The organism is Modestobacter marinus, assembly GCF_011758655.1.
GTDB lineage: Bacteria > Actinomycetota > Actinomycetes > Mycobacteriales > Geodermatophilaceae > Modestobacter > Modestobacter marinus.
Genome location: NZ_JAAMPA010000003.1, coordinates 427,479 through 446,827, shown reverse-complemented (window position 1 = coordinate 446,827; position 19,349 = coordinate 427,479). Strand labels below are relative to the sequence as shown.

Sequence of the window (19,349 nt, the reverse complement as noted above, 5' to 3'; positions counted from 1 at the left end):
TTGGTGCGGTGGGAGCGTCGGCCCTGCAGGTGCGCGCCCGTGCCAGGAGCCGGGCGAGCACGTGCCCCGATGTCCACACGAGAGCCCGGCGTCCACAGCCCGCCGCCGTCCGCCACCGGTGACGGCGGAGCTTGGGACGGTGCTCTCGTGGATCCCCTCCTGGCCGACGTGATGGCCCGTCAAGCCGGCGTCTTCAGCACTGCGGATGCGCTGGCTGCCGGCATCGAACGCAACGCCATCGGCCCACTCCTGCGGTCGGGCGTCTGGCGCCGGGTCCGGTACGGCGTCTACACGACCGGCGACCACTGGCGACGGCACGAGGCCGAGGGGCGCACGCACCGGCTCGAGTGCGCCGCCACGCTGCGCCGGCTGGACCGCTCCACCGTCGCGGTCAGTCACACCTCGGCCGCCCGGGTGCATCGCCTCGTCGTCCCCCGAGCCGCCGGCCCGGAGGTCCGGCTGACCGATCCCACGCAGTTCCGCGTCGGGCGGGGCTACCGGATCAGCGAAGGGGCCCTCGCACCCGAGGACGTCGTCACCCACGAGGGGCTGCCGGTCACGACGGTCACCCGCACCCTCGCCGACGTCGGCCGGGAGTGGCCGCTCCTCGATGCCGTGGTCGCCGCCGACGACGCACTGGCCGACGGCCGGACCTCCCCGTCAGCGCTGAGGGCCTCGGCGCTCGCCCAGACCCACTGGGTCGGCTGCGGCAACGCCGCACGGGCGTTTTCGCTGGCGCGCGTGGGGGCGCACTCACCGCACGAGACCCGGACCCGGCTGGCTCTGCTCGGCGCCGGCCTGCCCGAGCCGTTGCTGCAGTGCGCCGTCCTCGTCGGATCGCGCCTGGTCGCCGTCCTGGACATGTACTGGCCCGACCACGGCGTCTTCGCCGAGTGCGACGGCCTGGTCAAGTACACCGACCCGTGGCGGGGTCGCACCCCGGCCGAGGTGATGTGGCAGGAGAAGCGGCGCCACGACGAGCTGCTCGACCTCGACCTGCACGGGGTGCGGATCGCCCCGGAGGACCTGCGAAAGCGCTGGGACGTGAAGCTCGCGAGGCTGGGGTCGCTGCTGGAGCGCGGGCGGGCAGCCCCACCGCGGTACCGGACGGCGATCTGGCACGAGGGGCTGCGGACGGCGCCCCGCACCGCCGCGAGCTGATCCGCCCGCTCGCCCCGCACCAACGACCGTCCTCCCGCAGCAACACTGCTGCGGGAGGACGGGCAGTGATCAGGTGCCCTGATCACTGCTGGAGATCAGGTGACCGGTCAGCCTGCGAGGGCCTGCGCCGCCATGAAGGCGTACATCGCCACCCCGGCCGGCAGCGCGTCCTCGTCGAAGACGACGAGGTCGGAGTGGTTGCCGGGCGCCGTCGCCGGGTCCAGGTCCGGCGGGCAGGCGCCCAGGAACGCCATGGCGCCGGGCACCTGCTCCAGCACGTAGGAGAAGTCCTCCGCGCCCATCAGCGGCGCCGGCATCACCGCGCTGGCCTGCTCACCCAGCAGTTGCGCGGCGGCCGCGGTCACCTGCGCGGCCACCCCGGCGTCGTTGACCGTCACCGGGTAGCCCTCGACCCGGACGAACTCCGCCCGCAGGTCGTGCGCGGCCGCGACGTGCTCGGCGACCCGCTGCACCGATGCGAGGACGTCGGCCCGCCGCTCCGCGGAGAGGGTGCGGATGGTGCCGTCCATGACCGCGTACGGCGGGATGATGTTGTCCTTCGTCCCGGCCTCCAGGTGGCCGACGGTGACCACGGCCGGGTCGAAGACGTCGACCCGGCGGGTGACCATCGCCTGCAGCGCCAGCACGATCTCGGCCGCGACCGGCACGGGGTCGGCGGCCAGGTGCGGGGTGGAGGCGTGCCCACCGCGCCCGTGCACGGTGATCCGGAACTGGTCGGCCGACGCCATCATGGCGCCGGCCCGCACGTTGATCGTCCCGGTCGGGAAGACCGTGGAGATGTGCAGCGCGAACGCGCCGCTGACCGGGGCGTCCGGGACGACGTCGAGCAGCCCCTCGTCCAGCATGAAGCGCGCGCCGTGGTGGCCCTCCTCCCCCGGCTGGAACATGAACACCACCTGCCCGGCGAGGCTGTCCCGGCGCTCGGCCAGCAGCCGGGCGGCGCCGGCCAGCATGGCGACGTGGGTGTCATGCCCGCAGGCGTGCATCGCGCCGGGCACCTCGGAGGCGAACGGCAGCCCGGTGGCCTCGGTCAGCGGCAGGGCGTCCATGTCCCCGCGGAGCAGGTAGGTCGGGCCGGGGCGTCCGCCGCGCAGCACCCCGACCACCGAGGTGGTGCTGGTGCCGGTGGTCAGCTCGATGGGCAGGTCCCCGAGCGCGGCCAGCACCATCGCCTGGGTGGCCGGCAGCTGCAGGCCGACCTCGGGCTGCCGGTGCAGGCGGCGGCGCAGGTCCACGGTGCGGTCAGCGTCGGCTCGGGCGGCGGCGAGCAGGTCAGCGGCGAGGGATGCGTCGGCAGGCATGCGGCCAGTCTGTAGCAGGGCTCAGCACTCGCACCAGGTCAGGAGGCCCAGGCCGGCCGGGCGGCGTCCAGCTCCCAGACCACGACGGTGGCCGGGCCTTCGACCGGCCCCTCCCCCGGGGCGACGGTCACCTCGCCGTCGCGGACGAGCACCCGCAGCCCGGGCGGCACGTCGGGGCCGGCGTCCCCGACCCAGAGCCGGGCGTCCGGCCGGCCGAGGTCCACCCACCCGCGCGGGCGCAGCAGCACGTCGTGGGCCGGCTGCGCCCCGGGGTCGGCGGCCCGCAGGTAGGTCTGGACGACGTGCGCTCCCCCGGCGCCGGCCACCTCGTCGTGCTCCAGGCCCCGGCCGGCGCGCAGGACGGCGACGTCCCCGGCACCGAGGACGGCCTCGCGCCCCCAGGCGTGCCGCAGCGAGCCGGCGAGCACGACCGCCACCACGTCGACGTCGGCATGGGCGTGCCGCCCGTAGCCGGCGCTCGCGCCGAGCCGGTCGTCGGCCATCCGCAGCAACGGACCCAGCGACCCGTCCTGGGGTGCCAGCAGCACCCGGGAGTCCAGCCCGCTCATCGGCCGGCCTCGCGGGGGGTGGCGGGGACGGGGTGACCCGGAGGAGCGGTGCGCACCGCTCCACGATCCCGCACGCGGGGTGCGCCGTGACAGGCTGGTGGGATGCCAGCAGGCCCGGTGCGCACGCAGCCCTCGGAGGCGACGTTGCGCCGGCTCGAACGTTCCTCGGGCGCCCTGGCCACCCAGGCGGTGGCCCGGATGGACGAGGAGCTGTCCTGGTTCCGGGCGATGCCCGCCAGCCAGCGGTCCTGGGTGACCCTGGTCGCCCAGGCCGGCATCGCCTCGCTGGTCGAGTGGTGCCGCAACCCGGGCCGGCCGCCCCGGCTGACCGGTGAGGTGTTCGGCGCCGCTCCCCGCGAGCTGATGCAGGCCGTCCCGCTCAAGCGCTCGGTCGACCTGATCAAGGTGACCGTCGAGGTGGTCGAGGACCGGGTGGAGCAGGTCGCCGAGCCCGGTGAGGCCGACCGGCTGCGGGTGACCGTGCTGCAGTTCAGCCGGGAGATCGCCTTCGCCGCGGCGCACGTCTACGCCAGCTTCGCGGAGAACCGCGGCGCCTGGGACGCCCGCCTGGAGGCGTTGGTCGTCGACGCCCTGGTCCGCGGGGACCGCTCCGACGAGCTGCCCGGCCGGGCCGCGGCGCTCGGCTGGACGGAGACCGAGCCGGTCGTCGTCCTGGTCGGCTCCGCCCCGCCGGGTGAGGACGACGCCCGCGCCGCCGTCCGCCGGGCCGCCCGGTCGCTGGGCTGCGAGGTGCTCGTCGGCGTGCACGCCGACGAGCTGGTCGTCGTCCTCGGTGGCGCCGCCGACCTGGCGCACGTCACCTCGCGGGTGTGCCGGGAGTTCGGCCCCGGTCCGGTGGTGCTGGGCCCGCGGGTCGACTCGCTGGCGCACGCCGGGGAGTCGGCGACCGTGGCCCTGGCCGGGCTGCGGGCCGCCGCGGCGTGGCCCGCCGCGCCCCGACCGGTCGAGGCCGAGGACCTGCTGCCCGAGCGGGCGCTGGACGGTGACCCGCTGGCCCGCTCCGCGCTGGCCGACCGGGTGGCGGCGCCGCTGCAGGCGGCCGGCGCCGAGGTGCTCGAGACCGTGCGCACCGTGCTGGGCAACGGGGGCAACCTGGAGGCCACCGCCCGGGCGCTGTTCGTGCACACCAACACGGTGCGGTACCGGCTCAAGCGGGCCGCCGAGCTCACCGGCTACTCGGCCACCGACCCGCGGGGCGCGTGGACGCTGCAGGTCGCCCTGGCCCTCGCGCAGCTCGAGGGTGGCCGTTCGCTCTGGCAGTGAGGGTGGACTCATTGTGGTCTCTCGGCCCGACACGCGGCCCCGGAGTCGAGTTGCTGGGGCCCCGTTTGGAGGGATCCTCCAAAGAGACGTCGTAGATCTTCGTGGGCGCCGCCAGCCCGCGCGGGCCGCCGGGCTGGCACGGTGGACACGTGTTGGCCGTTCTCGCCCCCGGACAGGGTGCCCAGAAGCCCGGGATGCTCACCGACTGGCTCGAGCTCCCTGGCGCAGAGTCCTTCTTCCGCTGGGCCGGTGCGATCGCCGACGCCGACCTCCTGGAGCTCGGCACCACCGGTGACGCCGAGGCCATCAAGGACACCGCGGTCACCCAGCCGCTGGTGGTCGCGATGAGCCTGTTCATCGCCCGCGAGCTCGGCGGGATGCCCGGGCCGGTGGCGCACTCACCGCACGCCGGGCGGGACGTCGTGATCACCGGGCACAGCGTCGGGGAGCTGACCGCCGCCGCGCTGGCCGGCGTCCTCTCCGTCGAGGCGGCGATCGCGCTGACCGCCGTCCGTGGCCGGGCCATGGCCCGCTCCTGCGCGCAGACCCCGACCGGGATGTCCGCCGTCCTCGGTGGTGAGCCGGACGAGGTGCTCGCCGCCCTCGAGCAGCACGGCCTGGTGCCGGCCAACCGCAACGGCGGTGGGCAGGTCGTCGCCGCCGGCCCGCTCGACGGCCTGGCCGCCCTCAAGGCCGAGCCGCCGGCGAAGGCGCGGATCATGCCGCTGTCGGTGGCCGGAGCGTTCCACACCCACCACATGGCCTCCGCCCGGGCCGAGCTCGAGGCACTGATCGGCGGGCTGCGGCCGGCCGACCCCAGCCGGCTGCTGCTCTCCAACGCCGACGGCGCCGCGGTCGACAACGGCGCCGAGGTCCTCTCCCGCCTGGTCAGCCAGGTCACCAGCCCGGTCCGCTTCGACGCGTGCCTGGCCACCCTGCGCGACCTCGGGGTCACCGCCGTGCTGGAGCTCCCGCCCGCCGGTGCGCTGGCCGGCCTGGCCAAGCGCGAGTGGAAGGGCAGCGACATCGAGGTGCTGGCCCTGACCAGCCCCGCCGACCTGGACCGCGCCCGCGAGCTGATCGCCGCCGAGCGGGGCCGGGCCGAGGCCGAGCACTCCCCCGACTGGCGCGTCGTGGTCTCCCCGGTGCGCGGCACCGTGCGCCCCGCCGAGGTCCCCGAGGGCACCCACCTCCCCGCGGGGAGCCCGCTGGGCTCCGTGCAGAGCCGGCGCGAGGAGGTCAACGTCTCCACCGGCTACGACGGCGTCCTCGCCGAGTGGCTCGTGCACGACGGGGACCTCGTCGACGCCGGAGACCCGATCGCCCGTCTCTACCCGGAGGTGTCCGCGTGACCACCATCAAGCTGCGGGAAGGGGCCCCCGGCGCGAGCATCCTCGGCCTGGGCTCCTACCGCCCCCGCCGCCGGGTGACCAACGACGAGCTCGCCCAGGTGATGGACACCAACGACGAGTGGATCCAGTCCCGCGTCGGCATCGCCGAGCGCCGCTGGGCGTCCGAGGACGAGACGCTGGTCGACATGTCCATCGCCGCCGGCGGCAAGGCGCTGGCGGCCAGCGGGCTGGCCCCCGACCAGATCGACCTGGTCATCGTGGCGAGCGCGAGCCTGACCGCCCCGATCCCGGGCATCGGCCCGCAGGTCGCGCACCGGCTGGGCATCCCCCGCCCCGGCGCCTTCGACCTCAACGCCGGCTGCGCCGGGTTCTGCTACGCGCTCGGGGTGGCCAACGACGCCATCCGTTCCGGCGAGGCCACCAACGTGCTGGTGGTGGGGGTCGAGCGGCTCAGCGACGTCACCGACCAGACCGACCGGAGCACCGCGGTGATCTTCGCCGACGGGGCCGGGGCAGCCGTCCTGGGCCCCTCGGACGAGCCCGGCATCGGCCCGGTCGCCTGGGGCAGCGACGGCGACCAGTACACCGCCATCGAGATCGCCGCCGGCCGCTCGACCATGACGATGGCCGGCCAGACCGTGTACCGCTGGGCCACCACGAAGCTGACCCAGACGCTCATCGAGGCGATGGAGAAGGCCGGCGTCACCGCCGCCGACATCGACGTCTTCGCCCCGCACCAGGCCAACCTGCGGATCATCGAGTCGATGGCCAAGAAGCTCGGCTTCGGCGAGGACACCGTGATCGCCCGCGACATCGTCCAGTCGGGCAACACCTCGGCCGCCTCCGTCCCGCTGGCGCTGACCGCGCTGCTGGAGTCCGGCGAGGCGAAGTCCGGCGACCTGGCCCTGGTGCTCGGCTACGGCGCCGGGCTCACCTTCGCCGGCCAGGTGATGCGCCTCCCCTGAGGCGCCGGCCGCACGGCCTCCCCGGAGGCGGCGGCCACACAGACCCCCGGGACACCCGTCCCGGACGAGGTGGGAGCCCTCCCGGGCCCCGCCACCCACGCCAGAGAGAGGACCCCGCGTGCCCAGCACCGCAGACATCCAGGCCGGTCTCGCCGAGATCCTGGAGGAGGTGGCCGGGGTCGCCCCCGCCGACGCCACCCCCGAGAAGTCCTTCACCGACGACCTCGACGTCGACTCGCTGTCGATGGTCGAGATCGCCACCGCCGTCGAGGACAAGTTCGGCGTCGCGATCCCGGACGACGAGCTCGCCAACATCAAGACCGTCGGCGACGCGATCAGCTTCATCGAGAAGAACCAGGGCTGAGGAAGGCCCCCGCTGCCCCCACCGCTCGCACGCTCGCGGCGGGCCCTGCAGCGGGGCCGTCCCACCCACCTCGGCCCGGCCTCCCGGCCAGGCCCAGCTACTCCCCAGGAGGAACGTCCATGAGCACGCCCACCGCTGACGTCGTCGTCACCGGGCTCGGCGCCACCACGCCCCTCGGCGGCGACGTGGCGTCCACCTGGGAGGCACTGCTGGCCGGCCGGTCCGGGGTCAGTCGGCTCACCGACGACTGGGCCAAGGAGTTCCCGGCCCAGCTCGTCGCCCGGCTGTCCACCGAGCCGTCCGAGGTGCTCGACCGGGTGCGGATCCGCCGGCTCGACCGCAGCCAGCAGGTCGCGGTCATCGCGGCCGAGGAGGCCTGGCGCGACGCCGCCGGCGCCGACTCCGGGGTCGACCCCCTGCGCATCGCCGTCGTGTTCGGCACCGGCATCGGCGGTGCGGTGACCCTGCTCGACCAGGACGACATCCTGGAGGCCAAGGGGCCCAAGCGGGTCTCCCCCTTCACCATCCCGATGCTCATGCCCAACGGCCCCGCCGCTGCGGTCGGGCTCGCGGTCGGCGCCCGGGCCGGGGTGCACGCCCCGGTCAGCGCCTGCGCCTCCGGCGCCGAGGCCATCCGCTGGGGCCTGGACCTGCTGCGGCTGGACCGCGCCGACATGGTCGTCGTCGGCGGCACCGAGGCCTGCGTGCACCCGCTGCCGATGGCCGGCTTCTCCGCGATGCGCGCGATGAGCACCCGCAACGACGAGCCGCAGCGCGCGTCCCGCCCGTTCGACAAGGGCCGCGACGGCTTCGTCCTGGGTGAGGGCGCTGCCGCCCTCGTCCTCGAGCGCGCCGACGCCGCCAAGGCACGGGGCGCGAAGATCCACGCCCGGCTGGCCGGGGCCGGCGGCACCGCCGACGGCTACGACCTCGTCGCCCCGCACCCCGAGGGCGAGGGCGCCGGGCGGGCGATCGTCGCCGCCATCCGGGACGCCGGGCTGACCGCGGCCGACATCGGCCACGTCAACGCCCACGCCACCTCCACCCCGATCGGCGACACCGCCGAGGCCTCGGCGATCCACCACGCCATCGGCGACCACCCGCTGGTCACCGCCACCAAGAGCCAGACCGGGCACCTGCTCGGCGCGGCCGGTGCGCTGGAGTCGGTGTTCTCGATCCTGGCGCTGCGCGAGCAGGTGGTGCCGGCGACCGCGAACCTGGACGACCCCGACGACGACGCCGCCGTCCAGGCCCTCGACATCGTCCGCCGCGAACCGCGGAAGGCGAGCTTCTCCGCCGCACTGAACGACTCGTTCGGCTTCGGCGGCCACAACATGGCCCTGGTGTTCACGACGGCGTGACGACGGACCCCGCTGCCCCCCAGCACCCGCGAGGTCGCGGCGGGGCACTGCGGCGCGGCCACCCCCTCCCGATCCGCGCTTCGAGGAGTTCCTCATGACCACCATCTCCGCCGCACCGCCGAGCACGCCCACCGTCGACCCGCGGGACCCCGAGGACCGGCTCGCCCGGTTCTTCGACCCCGGTTCGATGCGGCTGCTGACGGCCCGGGACACCTCGGGGGCGCTCGCCGCCCGCGGCACCGTGGCCGGCTCCCCCGCCGTCGCCTACTGCACCGACGCCACGGTCATGGGCGGTGCCATGGGCCTGGACGGCTGCCGGCACATCGTCGACGCGATCGACACCGCGCTGCGGGAGCGGGTGCCGGTCGTCGGCATCTGGCACTCGGGCGGGGCCCGGCTCGCCGAGGGCGTCACCGCCCTGCACGCGGTCGGTGAGGTGTTCGCCGCGATGGTGCGCGCCTCGGGGCGGGTGCCGCAGGTCTCCGTCGTCCTCGGCCCGGCCGCCGGTGGTGCGGCCTACGGGCCGGCGCTGACCGACCTGGTGATCATGGGCCCGGCCGGCCGGGTGTTCGTGACCGGTCCGGACGTCGTCCGCTCGGTCACCGGAGAGGTCGTCGACCAGGAGCAGCTCGGCGGCCCGGACACCCATGGCCGGCGCTCGGGTGTCGTGCACGTGGTCACCGACACCGAGGCCGAGGCCCTGGAGACCGCCCGCCAGGCCGTCGACCTGCTCGCCGCCCAGGGGACCTTCGCCCCGGCGGCGGAGGAGCCCGCCGTCGACCTGATGGCCCTGCTCCCCGAGCAGCGCAACCGGGCCTATGACGTCAAGCCGCTGGTCGCCTCGCTGCTGGACTCCCCCGGACTGGAGCTGCACCCGCGGTTCGCGCCCAACGTGGTGACCACGCTGGGCCGGCTGGCCGGCCGGACCGTGGGCGTGATCGCCAACAACCCGCTGCGGCTGGGTGGCTGCCTGGACTCCGCGTCGGCGGAGAAGGCGGCCCGCTTCGTCCGGATGTGCGACGCCTTCGGGGTGCCGCTGGTCGTCCTGGTCGACGTCCCCGGCTACCTGCCCGGCGTCGGGCAGGAGTGGGACGGCGTGGTGCGCCGCGGCGCCAAGCTGCTGCACGCGTTCGCCGAGGCCGTCGTGCCCCGGGTGACGCTGGTGACCCGAAAGTCCTACGGCGGCGCCTACATCGCGATGAACGCCCGCTCGCTGGGGGCCACGGCCGTGTTCGCCTGGCCCGGCGCCGAGGTCGCCGTGATGGGCGCGAAGGCCGCCGTCGGCATCCTGCACCGCAAGAAGCTCGCCGCGGCCCCGCCCGGGGAGCGGGAGGCGCTGCACGCGCAGCTGGCGGCCGAGCACGAGCTGATCGCCGGCGGGGTCAACCGGGCCCGGGAGATCGGCGTCGTCGACGAGGTCGTCGAGCCGGCGCAGACCAAGCGCCGGCTGGTCGCCGCGCTGGCGGAGGCGCCGTCCGGCCGGGGAGCGCACGGCAACATCCCGCTCTGAGTCACGAGGAACGGCCCGGCACCCTCCAGAGAGGGTGCCGGGCCGTTCTGTCGTGTGGGTCGCGGGACCAGGGGCCCCGCGCGGTGAGCGGGGTCGCGCGGACGGCGGTCGAGTCAGGACGCCGTCCGCCGCGGGTCCGCCCTCAGACGACCTGGTGCAGCCAGGTGGCCGGGGTGGCGTCGCCGGCGTAGCGGTAGGCCTCGAGGTCGGCGTCCCAGGCGGCGCCGAGCAGGGCGTCGACGCCGTGCCGGAAGGCCTCGACCGAGGTGGCGGTCGCGGCCAGGTGCCGCAGCTGCTGCTCGCTGATGACCATGTCGCCGTTGGCGCTGACCGGCGACCGGTGCACGCCGTGGCCGGGCACGTAGGACATGCGCTCGCCGTCGTTGCCGTGACTGGCCTCTTCGGTGACCTCGAAGCGCAGCATCGGCCACTGCTTGAGGGCAGCCACAAGCTTGGCCCCGGTGCCGGGTGCGCCCGTCCAGGCGATCTCGGCACGGTAGGCCCCGTGCGCCACGGGCTGGTCGGCCCATGACAAGGACACCGGCGCGCCGAGGACGCTCTCGAGCGCCCATCCGACGTGCTGGCAGAGCGCCTTCGGGCACGCGTGCACGAAGACGACACCCTGGGTTGACCGTCGCTGCACGGCGCACCTCCATCGACTCGACTGGTTCGTCTTCCCCAACGGACCTGTCGCGCGATGACTGCGTTTCGTACCTCGGCGGCTCCCGGAGCAACCGATCACAGTTTGCCTGATCGTGACCTTGCTGCGCCAGTGCGACGCGGTGCAGATGAGACGTCTGGGACCGGAGTGGTCCAACGAGGCGCAAGATCCAGCAGGTCAGGGCGTCGATCTGCGCGACACGTGGACATTCTGGGCGGAATTCGTCCATGGTGTCGCGGACGGCTGCGCGGACTCCCAGCCCCTGCGAGGATCCCCGCATGCCGCGGACCCGGTCCCTCCCCCTCGCGCTGTGCGCCAGCATCTCATCACTGGCACTGGTCGCCGGCTGCGGCACGGACAGCGGCGCGGCGGAGGAAGAGGCCGAGGCATCGGTCGGGCCCGCGGTCCCGGCGTACGTCAGCCGTCCCGACCTCACCGCCCCCGACATCGAGATCACCCCGGCGGCGGGCGCACCGGAAGCCGACGGGACCGTCGTCCTGCTGGGGCCGAAGAGCGAGGGCGCACCGCTCAGCGGGGTGCTGATCGTCGACGAGACCGGCGAGCCGATCTGGATCCACCCGACCGAGAGCCGCAGCTACGACGTGCGGGTGCAGGAGCTCGACGGCGAGCAGGTGCTCACGTGGTGGCAGGGCACCAGCCCGGTGGTCGGGATGGGCGTCGGGGAGTTCGTCGTCGTCGACGACTCGTACCGGGAGATCGCCACGATCACCACCGGCGGCGACCTCGACCCGGGCCAGGCCGACATCCACGAGGGCCGGCTCACCCCCGACGGCACGGCGCTGCTCACCGCCTACGTCAAGGTGCCGGCCGATCTGACCACGTTCGGCGGCCCCGAGGACGGATGGGTGTGGGACAACGTCGTCCAGGAGGTCGACGTCGACACCGGCGAGGTGCTGCTCTCCTGGCGGTCGCTGGACCACGTGCCGCTGGAGGCGACCAAGAGCGAGCTCCCCGAGGACGGCGGCACGGAGGAGGCGCCGTTCGACTACTTCCACGTCAACTCGGTGTCCGAGGACGCCGACGGGTCGCTGCTGGTCTCGGCGCGGAACACCTGGGCGGTCTACGACCTCGACCGGGAGTCCGGTGAGGTGCTGTGGACCCTGGGCGGCGAGGAGAGCGACTTCGACCTCGGCGAGGGCGTGGAGTTCGCCTGGCAGCACGACGCGGAGCGGCAGGCCGACGGCACGCTGACGATGTTCGACAACCAGTCCGAGCCGGACATCGGCCCGACCTCCCGCGGCCTGCGGCTGGCGCTGGACGAGCAGGCCAAGACCGCGACGCTGGTGACCGAGTACCTGCCGCCCGACCCCGACCGGCTCGCCGGCAGCCAGGGCAGCCTGGAGCAGCTGCCCAACGGCAACGTCTTCATCGGGTGGGGGTCGCGGCCGTTCTACTCGGAGTTCGCCGCCGACGGCACGCTGCTCTGGGACGCCGCGCTGGGCAGCGGCGACAACTACCGCGCCTACCGGCAGGAGTGGACCGCGACGCCGGCGGACCCGCCGGACGCCGTGCTCGCCGACGGCGCCGTGCACGTCAGCTGGAACGGCGCCACCGAGGTGGATTCGTGGCGGCTGGTCGCCGGGGACGACGAGGCGTCGGCGGAGGCCGGGGAGCCGGTCGCACGGTCCGGGTTCGAGACGGAGCTGCCGGTGGACGGCGATCCGGCGTACCTGGCGGTCGAGGCCCTGGACGCCGACGGGCAGGTGCTGGGCAGCACCGTGCTGGGCGACTGAGCCCGCCCGCTAGCGTGAACGGCCTGGGGCGGTAGCTCAGCCGGTCAGAGCATGGGACTCATAATCCCTGGGTCGTGGGTTCGAGCCCCACCCGCCCCACCTTTTGTGATTGTGTTGCTTCGCCTGATGCTTGACCACGGGGCTTCGGGTGAAGCGCGACAGCGCTTCGGTTGATGGTTGCCAGCTGCTTCGGCTGATCCTTGACGCTCCCTCGATGAGGGAGTTGAGCGTGGCGGAGCGGCGCTATCTGGCGGTGCTGGCGGTGATCGCCGAGGGCCATCCGGTGAGTTTGGTTGCCTAGCAGTGGGGTGTGTTGCGGCCGGCGCTGCATGCCTGATTGGCTGGTACTAGGGCGGCGGGCTGGAGGCGTTGGCCGATCCTTTGCATCGTCCTGCGTCGTGTCCGCATCACATGTCGCCGGTGGTGGAGGCCGCGGTGCTGGAGCTGCGGCGGCAGCACCGGGCGTGGGGTCCGCGGCGGATCGTGGTGGAGCTGGGGCGCCGCCGGATCGCCCCGGTGCCCAGCGAGGCCCGGCGTTGAAGCGGGCCGGGCTGATCGAGCCCGGCGCCCGTCGGCGGCGCAGGGAGTCCTGGAAGCGCTGGGAGCGTGGGGCACCGATGGAGCTGTGGCAGATGGACGTCGTCGGTGGGATCGGGCTGGCCGATGGGACCTCGGTCAAGGCGTTGACCGGGGTGGATGACGCAATATGGGCGTCGCGCCGGAGATGGAAGGTCCGGGCCGCGTCTTCACACACCGAGTTCTCGCGTTGGCGTTTCCGTTCCCGGCCAACTGCTCTCGCCTGGCCGACCGCCGTTGCGTTTCAGCACCCCGACGATGGTCCCCAGGAGGGTCGCGGGCAGTCCAATCATGGCCACGATCAGCGGCACCTACATCGATGTCGCGCCTGTCATGGTTGCAGCGCTACAGGTGATCGCAAGTAGCCATAGGACTGAGTTGGCCGTTTTTTGCCGACACTAGAGGACGGCAGCACCCTCCAGTCGCCGGTCTTGTCGTTAGAACGTGCAGCGAGCACGTCGGACTCGTGCAGGCTTCATCCGATGATAAAAGACGCATTGGTGACTCGATCTAGATGGCTGTACGATCTTTCCGTGCACTATCGGTGGTCACGCTGCAGATTTGTACGTCGGCCCACATACCTGAAGCGGTACTTGTTCAAGAGAGCGCTGTGGAGCGGGGTGCACTGGAGTATCGCGGTCCTAGCTGGCCTTATTCTCATCTCAGCTGTTGTGCTAGCAGCGGTTCAATGGGACAGCCAGCGATGGGATGACGGTCGAGACGTCTTCCTCAGCGACCGCGGCAGTGGTGGCCCTCCCAGTCCGGTAGAAATTCGCCCCCGGTTCGCGGAGGACTTCTATAATGAGAACGCGTTCGTGACTCTCCTTGTTGTCCTTGATGACTTCAGCCCACAGACGGGACAGATCTCAGCACACGTCTCCGCGGTCGTGGACAAAGCCTTGTATGAAAAGGCTTACCCCGGGGAGACTCCACCCAGTAAGATCAGACTGACTGTCGCGGGACTCTACGGCTGGCGTGTTGCTGAGATGCCCCTCCTTGAAGAGTCGTCGCAGCAGTTCGAGTCTTCGGTCAATTCCGTGCCTATCGACCTGGAAGCATGGGGGGATCCGAGAGGCTTCCCGAACGACAGTTACGGGTCCAACAACTTTTACTATATAGACAACGGTTTAGGTAGGCCGAGCGTTACCCTTCTCGCTACACCGAGGCTGGCCGCTTACCATTTGGAGGCAAGCGTTGACGACCTCTACTTGAGTTTCTTGCTGGAGCGTCGCCAAGCGGAAAAACTTTGGATTTACACCATCCTTGCATCGCCGGTCCTACTACTCATCTCGCTGATGTGGCTCTCGCGGAGACAGAGCCAGGACGTCGGCACTTCGGCGCTCGAGGTTGTGGTCGGGCTCTTAGCGCTGCTGCCGCTACGCCAAGTGCTCGTGCCGGAAGATATCAATCAACTAACCTGGCTTGACGTGATCCTCGGCGTAGAGTTTGTGCTCTTCATCGCTTGGCTCGCCTACGCAATACTGCGCTCGGGACGCCAGGTATCTCGGGGCTAGTTTGCCCCGCTGTCGCTTTGATGGATACGGCCGGTCTGGCGCCTGACGACCACGAACTAGTCCAGCTGGCAGCGTGCTGGCTCAAGACTTCGTTGCGTCTCTCTTTGGAGAGGCAGGGCGGCGTACTGGCCTGGACGGAGGACCACGCCCTGATGGGGCTGGCGCTCGCACAACACGAGCTCACCGAAGATCGGTCGTTCGTAGCGAGGCTGCGCCGCTCCGCCTGAGGGAGAGCTAGCTGTACTCACTGTGAGGCTGGCCGGGTCGGTCCATCGCTGATGGGCTGGCGGTCGGTAGCGGCGAGTGCGACCCATGCACTGACTGGCCTGGTGCCTTAGACGGGACTTGTCCGCTCGCTGCTGCCGGCACCGGCCCGGCCGGAGACGTTGGCCTAATCAGAAGCTTGACCGCCAGTGGCAGCTGGCGTGTCTCATCACAGTCCTGCCATCTCCGCACCGGAGCGGTACCTGCTGCGTCTCATCTAGTGAGGAGAAGACGCATGTCCATGCTGGCGGAGCTGGTCCAGGTCGTCATTGGCGTCGACAGTCACAGCCAGACCCACACCGCCGCGGTCCTCGATAGGGACTGCTGCACGAGTAGGTGACATCTGATCTGTGGTGCCGAGAGGTGCCGCTGGAAGGATGTTCACCGTGCCCAAGCCCTACCCCAAGGAGTTCCGCGACGACGTCGTGAACGTCGCCCGCAACCGTGAGCCGGGCCAGCACCTGAAGCAGATCGCTGCCGACTTCGGGATCAGCGAGTCCTGTCTGACGAACTGGATGAAGGCCGCTGACGTCGAAGACGGCGTCAAGCCCGGGACCACGGCGGCGGAGAACGCGGACCTGCGCGAGGCCCGCAAGCGGATCCGGTTGCTCGAGCAGGAGAACGAGGTCCTGCGCCGCGCGGCGGCCTACCTGTCGCAGGCGAATCTGCCGGGAAAATGATCTACCCGCTCGTCCGTGAGCTCGCCGTCGACGGGATCGCCGTGACGGTGACGTGCCGGGTTCTCAAGATCGCCCGCCAGCCCTACTACCGGTGGCTGGCCGACCCGGTCACCACCAGCGACCTCACCCAGGCGCACCGGGCCAATGCGCTGTTCGACGCCCACCGGGACGATCCGGAGTTCGGCTACCGCCTGCTCGTCGACGAGGCCGCCGCGAACGGTCAGCCGATGACTGCCCGGACCGCCTGGGCGATCTGCTCGACCAACGGCTGGTGGAGCGCGTTCGGTAAGCCTCGCCGGGGCAAGGGCGGCCGTCCCGGCCCGCCGGTGCACGACGACCGGGTCAACCGGGTGTTCACCGCCGAGGCGCCCAACGCCGTGTGGTTGACCGACATCACCGAACACCGCACCGCCGAGGGCAAGCTCTACCTGTGCGCGATCAAGGACGTGCACTCCAACCGGATCGTCGGCTACTCCATCGACTCCCGGATGAAGTCCCGGCTCGCGGTCACCGCGCTGGACAACGCCGTCGCCCGGCGCCATGCCGACGGCGCTGACGTGGCCGGCTGCATCGTGCATTCCGACCGCGGATCCCAATTCCGCAGCCGGAAATTCGTGCGCGCCCTCAACCGGCATCAGCTGTCCGGCTCGATGGGCAGAGTCGGCGCGGCCGGCGACAACGCGGCCATGGAATCGTTCTTCGCCCTGCTCCAGAAGAACGTGCTCGACCGCCGCCACTGGCGCACCCAGCAAGAGCTGCGGATCGCGATCGTCACCTGGATCGAACGCACCTACCACCGCCGGCGGCGTCAGGACGCCCTCGGTCGACTCACGCCCATCGAGTACGAGACCATCGTCCCCACACTGGCCGCTCAGGCTGCCTGACCCAACCTGTCACCTGGTCGTGCAGCAGTCCCATACCCGCGCCGGCGGGGTGCTGGCCCGGGCGACGGTGCCCGCCGACCCCGACGGCTACACCGAACTCGTCGCTCTGGCTGAGCAGCAGCACCCTGGCCTGCGCGCATGGGCGCTGGAGGGCACCGGCGGCTACGGCGCCTGACTGGCCCGGCACCTGGCAGACGCCGGTGAGCTGGTGGTCGAGCTCGACCGACCCAAGCGCCCGACCCGGAAGGGGGGTGCCAAGTCCGACCCGATCGACGCCGAACGCGCCGCGCGCGACGCGCTCAGCTGGCCCAGCCCAACTGGACTAACCTGCGGACCGGAGTCTCGCCACTCATAGCAATGACGACTTACAGCTTCCAATCTGCGTAGCCTGGCCGTCGGCGTCGATGGGCTGGGGTTCGGCGCCGAGCGCAAGCCACGCCGGAGCCCCATAGGCGCCATGCGCGGACTATGTCGCAGCCTCGCTCTACCCTTACGGCGAGGCCGACGAGGGGGAAGCTTGCTCCACAATCGACGCAAACGTCAGGAAGCCCTAGCCCGCGAGGAGGCAGAGGGAAAGACTTTTTGGACGGACAAGTTCGAGACCCCTGCTCGCATCAAGCTATGGCACGCGTTCACGGAAGCTTGCCCGTCCCTTTACGACCGCGCCGCAAGCGCGAGGGCGATGATTTGTCGAGACGAAGGGCTCTTTAAGCTTACTGAGCGAAACCTGGGCGAAGCTGAGGATTTTTTGCAGTATGTGATGACCTGCGCAGACGAGATGGTTCCCACATGCATCGAGGCAATGCTGAGCTCACTGTACGAGGAGGCGCAGCGGTACGCCTTTTACTACAGCAACGCAGGCACCTTTGCCGATAGGGTTCGCGTGATCCTTCGAGAACACCGCATCAGCTTCGATCTGATCGAACGCCGAATGGTCGAGTTCTCGTCGCAGGAGATGCACGAAGCCGTCGTGGGGCCGACGCTGCGTCTACTCGCTGGCCGCCGCGGGTTCGAAGGCGTCGAGAGGGCCTACCAGGAGGCGCTCGAAGAGATCAGTCATGGTAAGCCCGCCGACGCTATCACTGATGCGGGAACAGCTCTGCAAGAGATGCTCACAGCTCTCGACTGTGAAGGCAACGCCCTTGGCCCGCTCACGAAGTCGGCACGGAAAAGGGATTGCTCGCGCCGCACGACGGTCCGATGGCGGAGGCCGTCGAGAAGTTGATGCATTGGGTGTCAGCCGATCGGAGCACGAGCGGAGACGCTCATAGCTCGACGTCGCCGAGCATCGAGGATGCTTGGTTGATAGTCCATCTCGTCGGAGCCCTGATTCTTCGATTGTCCGCTGGGCTACCCCGGTAGCCATGTTTCGCCCCGACGCGACGATGCCTTATGCACCGTGGTCAGTACCGACCACGGAAGAAGCCCGCCATGCCAGGCCAAGCCGTCTTCTGCACACCGTCCGACACGGACCAGGGTTTGCTCGGCGCACTGCGGCAGCAGACGTTGGCCGCCGTCGTCGGGGCCGTTGACGGCGACGTCATCTTCCTGCGCGTGCTGATGTCCGTCGGCCCACGTCCGGTGTGGGTGCGCAACGATGTGCGCCGGCGACCCAGGGCGGCCCGGCCGGTGGAGCACCGCGGTCGCATGCAGAGCCGCAAGTTCCGTGGACGCTTGACGCCGTTCGCCCTCCGTTCGCGTCGCGAGCTCACCGACGAGAACGGTCAGCCGATCACTGTCGCCACCCCGGGCGCACCCACGCCGGAGGAACGGCGCAGGTCCGCACAGGCAGTGCAACGCACGAGCACCCCACCGGCGTTGCCACCGGACCACCAGACCGCTCATCGTGCTGCCATGCAGCGCCGCTGCGAGCTCCTTCCGGAGACCGTCGACTGGTGAGCGCCAACGGGCGACCCATCACTGCGGCTCTGCACCAGCTTCGTCGGCCCGGTCAACCTCGGCTTCGTGTTGGTCCGATCCCGTGGGCCGTCGATGCCGCTTGCCAGGGCACGATCCCGGCCAGTCAATGGACGACCGGGGTCCCAGCCGACCCGCCCGGCCGTACATGGGCGCGAACGGGCCAAGGAAAACCAAACCTCCGAGACTGGCACGCGCTCCGAAGTTGGACGACGGGCGGGGTGCAGAGGCGCGCCCCCGCCCGTCGTCGGCAAGTTCACCCCTGTGAACGGTGAGTGTCGCGAGCATTCAGCAGGTGAGGTGGTCGCACTATGCCGTCATGGACACAATTTGGAAGTGCAGCGACATCCACTGTGATGGCGAGGCGGCCACCGGCTGGCTCGTACCCGACCCGAGGCTTGTCTGTGCCGAGCACCACGACCAGCTCGCAGACCGCCGCGCTGTTGCGATCCCGACCGGGAGGGGCGGCTTAGTCGTCCAGCTGCTGGCGCAGCCCGGGCGCCGCCGACCGCGGCCTTAGAAGTCTTGCTCCATGACGTTCGGCCCCTCGGTCGGGATCCCGCGTGGCGGGCCCGAGGGTACCTTCGGCTTGCCCGAGCTCATCCGTTCCAGGGCGTCAGCGATGCGCTCTAATTCGCGACCGCACCGACCGAGCATGTTGGTCAGGTTGTGAATGTCCGTCGAGCTGACCACTGACAGCCTCCTATCTCGTCGCGCGCCGGGACGGAACGCGTGCAGTCCGAGTGTCGCGGGCAGCACCGACAAATTCGCCATGCCCTGACAAGGCGGTTTACCCCTCCTCCGCGTGAGCCAACGCCAAGGCCAGTGAGTCAAGGCCATCACGGGTAATCAGCCGGTCCCTGGGCAGATGTCGAGCTTGCCTGCTGAGCTGGGCGAACGGCCGAATCCGCAAGCCAGCCGCGTGAGCCGCTAGGTCACCCGAGCGCCCTCACAGTCCCTAGGTCGTGGGGGTCGAGCCCCACCCGTCCCGCCACGTCCGAGGTGCAGTTCCCGCAGGCTCCTGCTGTCGGCCCGGGCTTCCTGGATGTACCCGGACCGCGGCTCAGGTCGCGGCGGTGCCCTCCGGCGAAGCGCCAGGTGATTCTCCGGGGACCTCGTGTTCCGGCATCCGTCTCCGCCCGAGGACGTCCTCTCCCGCCGAGATGCTGCCTCGACTGCAATGCCCTCAGCGGGCCGCTCCGCTTTCGCCC

The 19,349-nt window shown here is 71.3% G+C and carries 16 protein-coding genes, 1 tRNA gene and 1 pseudogene; 15 read left to right on the top strand and 3 right to left on the bottom strand.

What is annotated here, in order from left to right; translation table 11 throughout:
• Positions 1-147: 147 nt before the first annotated feature.
• On the top strand, positions 148-1,161 hold the full coding sequence (locus FB380_RS23130; RefSeq protein WP_166757671.1) for a type IV toxin-antitoxin system AbiEi family antitoxin domain-containing protein: 1,014 nt from the start codon (positions 148-150) through the stop codon (positions 1,159-1,161).
• Between the two features lie 107 nt (positions 1,162-1,268).
• Here the strand turns inward: FB380_RS23130 and FB380_RS23125 are convergent, their stop codons facing one another.
• Complete coding sequence (locus tag FB380_RS23125; RefSeq protein ID WP_166757670.1) at positions 1,269-2,483, bottom strand: M20 metallopeptidase family protein; 1,215 nt, start codon at positions 2,481-2,483, stop codon at positions 1,269-1,271.
• A gap of 38 nt (positions 2,484-2,521) precedes the next feature.
• Positions 2,522-3,052, bottom strand: coding sequence for a pirin family protein (locus tag FB380_RS23120; protein WP_166757669.1), 531 nt, complete (start codon positions 3,050-3,052; stop codon positions 2,522-2,524).
• A 102-nt stretch (positions 3,053-3,154) separates the two neighbouring features.
• Between FB380_RS23120 and FB380_RS23115 the strand changes: the two genes are divergently transcribed.
• The 6 genes from FB380_RS23115 (at position 3,155) to FB380_RS23090 (ending at position 9,888) form a co-directional block, all read left to right on the top strand.
• Positions 3,155-4,336 (top strand): PucR family transcriptional regulator, encoded by a 1,182-nt coding sequence (locus FB380_RS23115; RefSeq protein WP_166757668.1) that lies wholly within the window; start codon positions 3,155-3,157, stop codon positions 4,334-4,336.
• Positions 4,337-4,485: 149 nt separating this feature from the next.
• Positions 4,486-5,688, top strand: coding sequence for an acyltransferase domain-containing protein (locus FB380_RS23110; protein ID WP_166757667.1), 1,203 nt, complete (start codon positions 4,486-4,488; stop codon positions 5,686-5,688).
• Positions 5,685-6,653, top strand: a complete 969-nt coding sequence (locus tag FB380_RS23105; protein WP_166757666.1) for a beta-ketoacyl-ACP synthase III — start codon at positions 5,685-5,687, stop codon at positions 6,651-6,653. Before FB380_RS23110 ends, FB380_RS23105 begins: the two co-directional genes overlap by 4 nt.
• Positions 6,654-6,771: 118 nt before the next feature.
• Complete coding sequence (locus FB380_RS23100; protein ID WP_166757665.1) at positions 6,772-7,017, top strand: acyl carrier protein; 246 nt, start codon at positions 6,772-6,774, stop codon at positions 7,015-7,017.
• 119 nt (positions 7,018-7,136) lie between these two features.
• Positions 7,137-8,378: a beta-ketoacyl-[acyl-carrier-protein] synthase family protein gene (locus FB380_RS23095; RefSeq protein ID WP_166757664.1), complete on the top strand. Its 1,242-nt coding sequence runs from the start codon at positions 7,137-7,139 to the stop codon at positions 8,376-8,378.
• 94 nt (positions 8,379-8,472) lie between these two features.
• Positions 8,473-9,888 carry an acyl-CoA carboxylase subunit beta gene (locus FB380_RS23090; protein WP_166757663.1) on the top strand — a complete coding sequence of 472 codons (1,416 nt, stop codon included), beginning with the start codon at positions 8,473-8,475 and terminating at the stop codon, positions 9,886-9,888.
• A gap of 142 nt (positions 9,889-10,030) precedes the next feature.
• On the opposite strand, the gene FB380_RS23085 is transcribed toward FB380_RS23090, so the two are convergent.
• Positions 10,031-10,531, bottom strand: coding sequence for a DUF3145 domain-containing protein (locus FB380_RS23085; protein WP_166757662.1), 501 nt, complete (start codon positions 10,529-10,531; stop codon positions 10,031-10,033).
• A 296-nt stretch (positions 10,532-10,827) separates the two neighbouring features.
• On the opposite strand from FB380_RS23085, the gene FB380_RS23080 reads away from it, so the two are divergent.
• From FB380_RS23080 to FB380_RS23045, 8 genes and pseudogenes are all read left to right on the top strand, one after another.
• Positions 10,828-12,303: an arylsulfotransferase family protein gene (locus FB380_RS23080; RefSeq protein WP_166757661.1), complete on the top strand. Its 1,476-nt coding sequence runs from the start codon at positions 10,828-10,830 to the stop codon at positions 12,301-12,303.
• Between the two features lie 25 nt (positions 12,304-12,328).
• A tRNA-Ile gene (locus FB380_RS23075) sits at positions 12,329-12,402 on the top strand.
• A 115-nt stretch (positions 12,403-12,517) separates the two neighbouring features.
• Positions 12,518-13,004: pseudogene (locus tag FB380_RS25065) on the top strand (transposase family protein); the annotation flags it as partial.
• Positions 13,005-13,472: 468 nt separating this feature from the next.
• Positions 13,473-14,393 (top strand): hypothetical protein, encoded by a 921-nt coding sequence (locus FB380_RS23065; RefSeq protein WP_166757659.1) that lies wholly within the window; start codon positions 13,473-13,475, stop codon positions 14,391-14,393.
• 650 nt (positions 14,394-15,043) lie between these two features.
• A protein-coding gene (locus FB380_RS23060) for an IS3 family transposase (protein ID WP_249523877.1) occupies positions 15,044-16,221 on the top strand; the annotation gives its coding sequence in 2 pieces (ribosomal slippage) (positions 15,044-15,328 and positions 15,331-16,221; 1,176 coding nt in all).
• 19 nt (positions 16,222-16,240) lie between these two features.
• On the top strand, positions 16,241-16,396 hold the full coding sequence (locus tag FB380_RS23055) for an IS110 family transposase (protein ID WP_166757658.1): 156 nt from the start codon (positions 16,241-16,243) through the stop codon (positions 16,394-16,396).
• Positions 16,397-16,738: 342 nt separating this feature from the next.
• Positions 16,739-17,446: a hypothetical protein gene (locus tag FB380_RS23050; RefSeq protein ID WP_166757657.1), complete on the top strand. Its 708-nt coding sequence runs from the start codon at positions 16,739-16,741 to the stop codon at positions 17,444-17,446.
• A 206-nt stretch (positions 17,447-17,652) separates the two neighbouring features.
• The gene (locus FB380_RS23045) at positions 17,653-18,120 is read left to right on the top strand and encodes a hypothetical protein (protein WP_166757656.1); all 468 of its coding nucleotides are present in this window, start codon (positions 17,653-17,655) and stop codon (positions 18,118-18,120) included.
• Positions 18,121-19,349: the final 1,229 nt, after the last annotated feature.

Coding starts and splice junctions, on each gene's coding strand:
- FB380_RS23095 (WP_166757664.1), top strand. CDS start 7,137: ATGAGCACGCCCACCGCTGACGTCGTCGTCACCGGGCTCGGCGCCACC.
- FB380_RS23125 (WP_166757670.1), bottom strand. CDS start 2,483: ATGCCTGCCGACGCATCCCTCGCCGCTGACCTGCTCGCCGCCGCCCGA.
- FB380_RS23080 (WP_166757661.1), top strand. CDS start 10,828: ATGCCGCGGACCCGGTCCCTCCCCCTCGCGCTGTGCGCCAGCATCTCA.
- FB380_RS23045 (WP_166757656.1), top strand. CDS start 17,653: ATGCCAGGCCAAGCCGTCTTCTGCACACCGTCCGACACGGACCAGGGT.
- FB380_RS23090 (WP_166757663.1), top strand. CDS start 8,473: ATGACCACCATCTCCGCCGCACCGCCGAGCACGCCCACCGTCGACCCG.
- FB380_RS23115 (WP_166757668.1), top strand. CDS start 3,155: ATGCCAGCAGGCCCGGTGCGCACGCAGCCCTCGGAGGCGACGTTGCGC.
- FB380_RS23120 (WP_166757669.1), bottom strand. CDS start 3,052: ATGAGCGGGCTGGACTCCCGGGTGCTGCTGGCACCCCAGGACGGGTCG.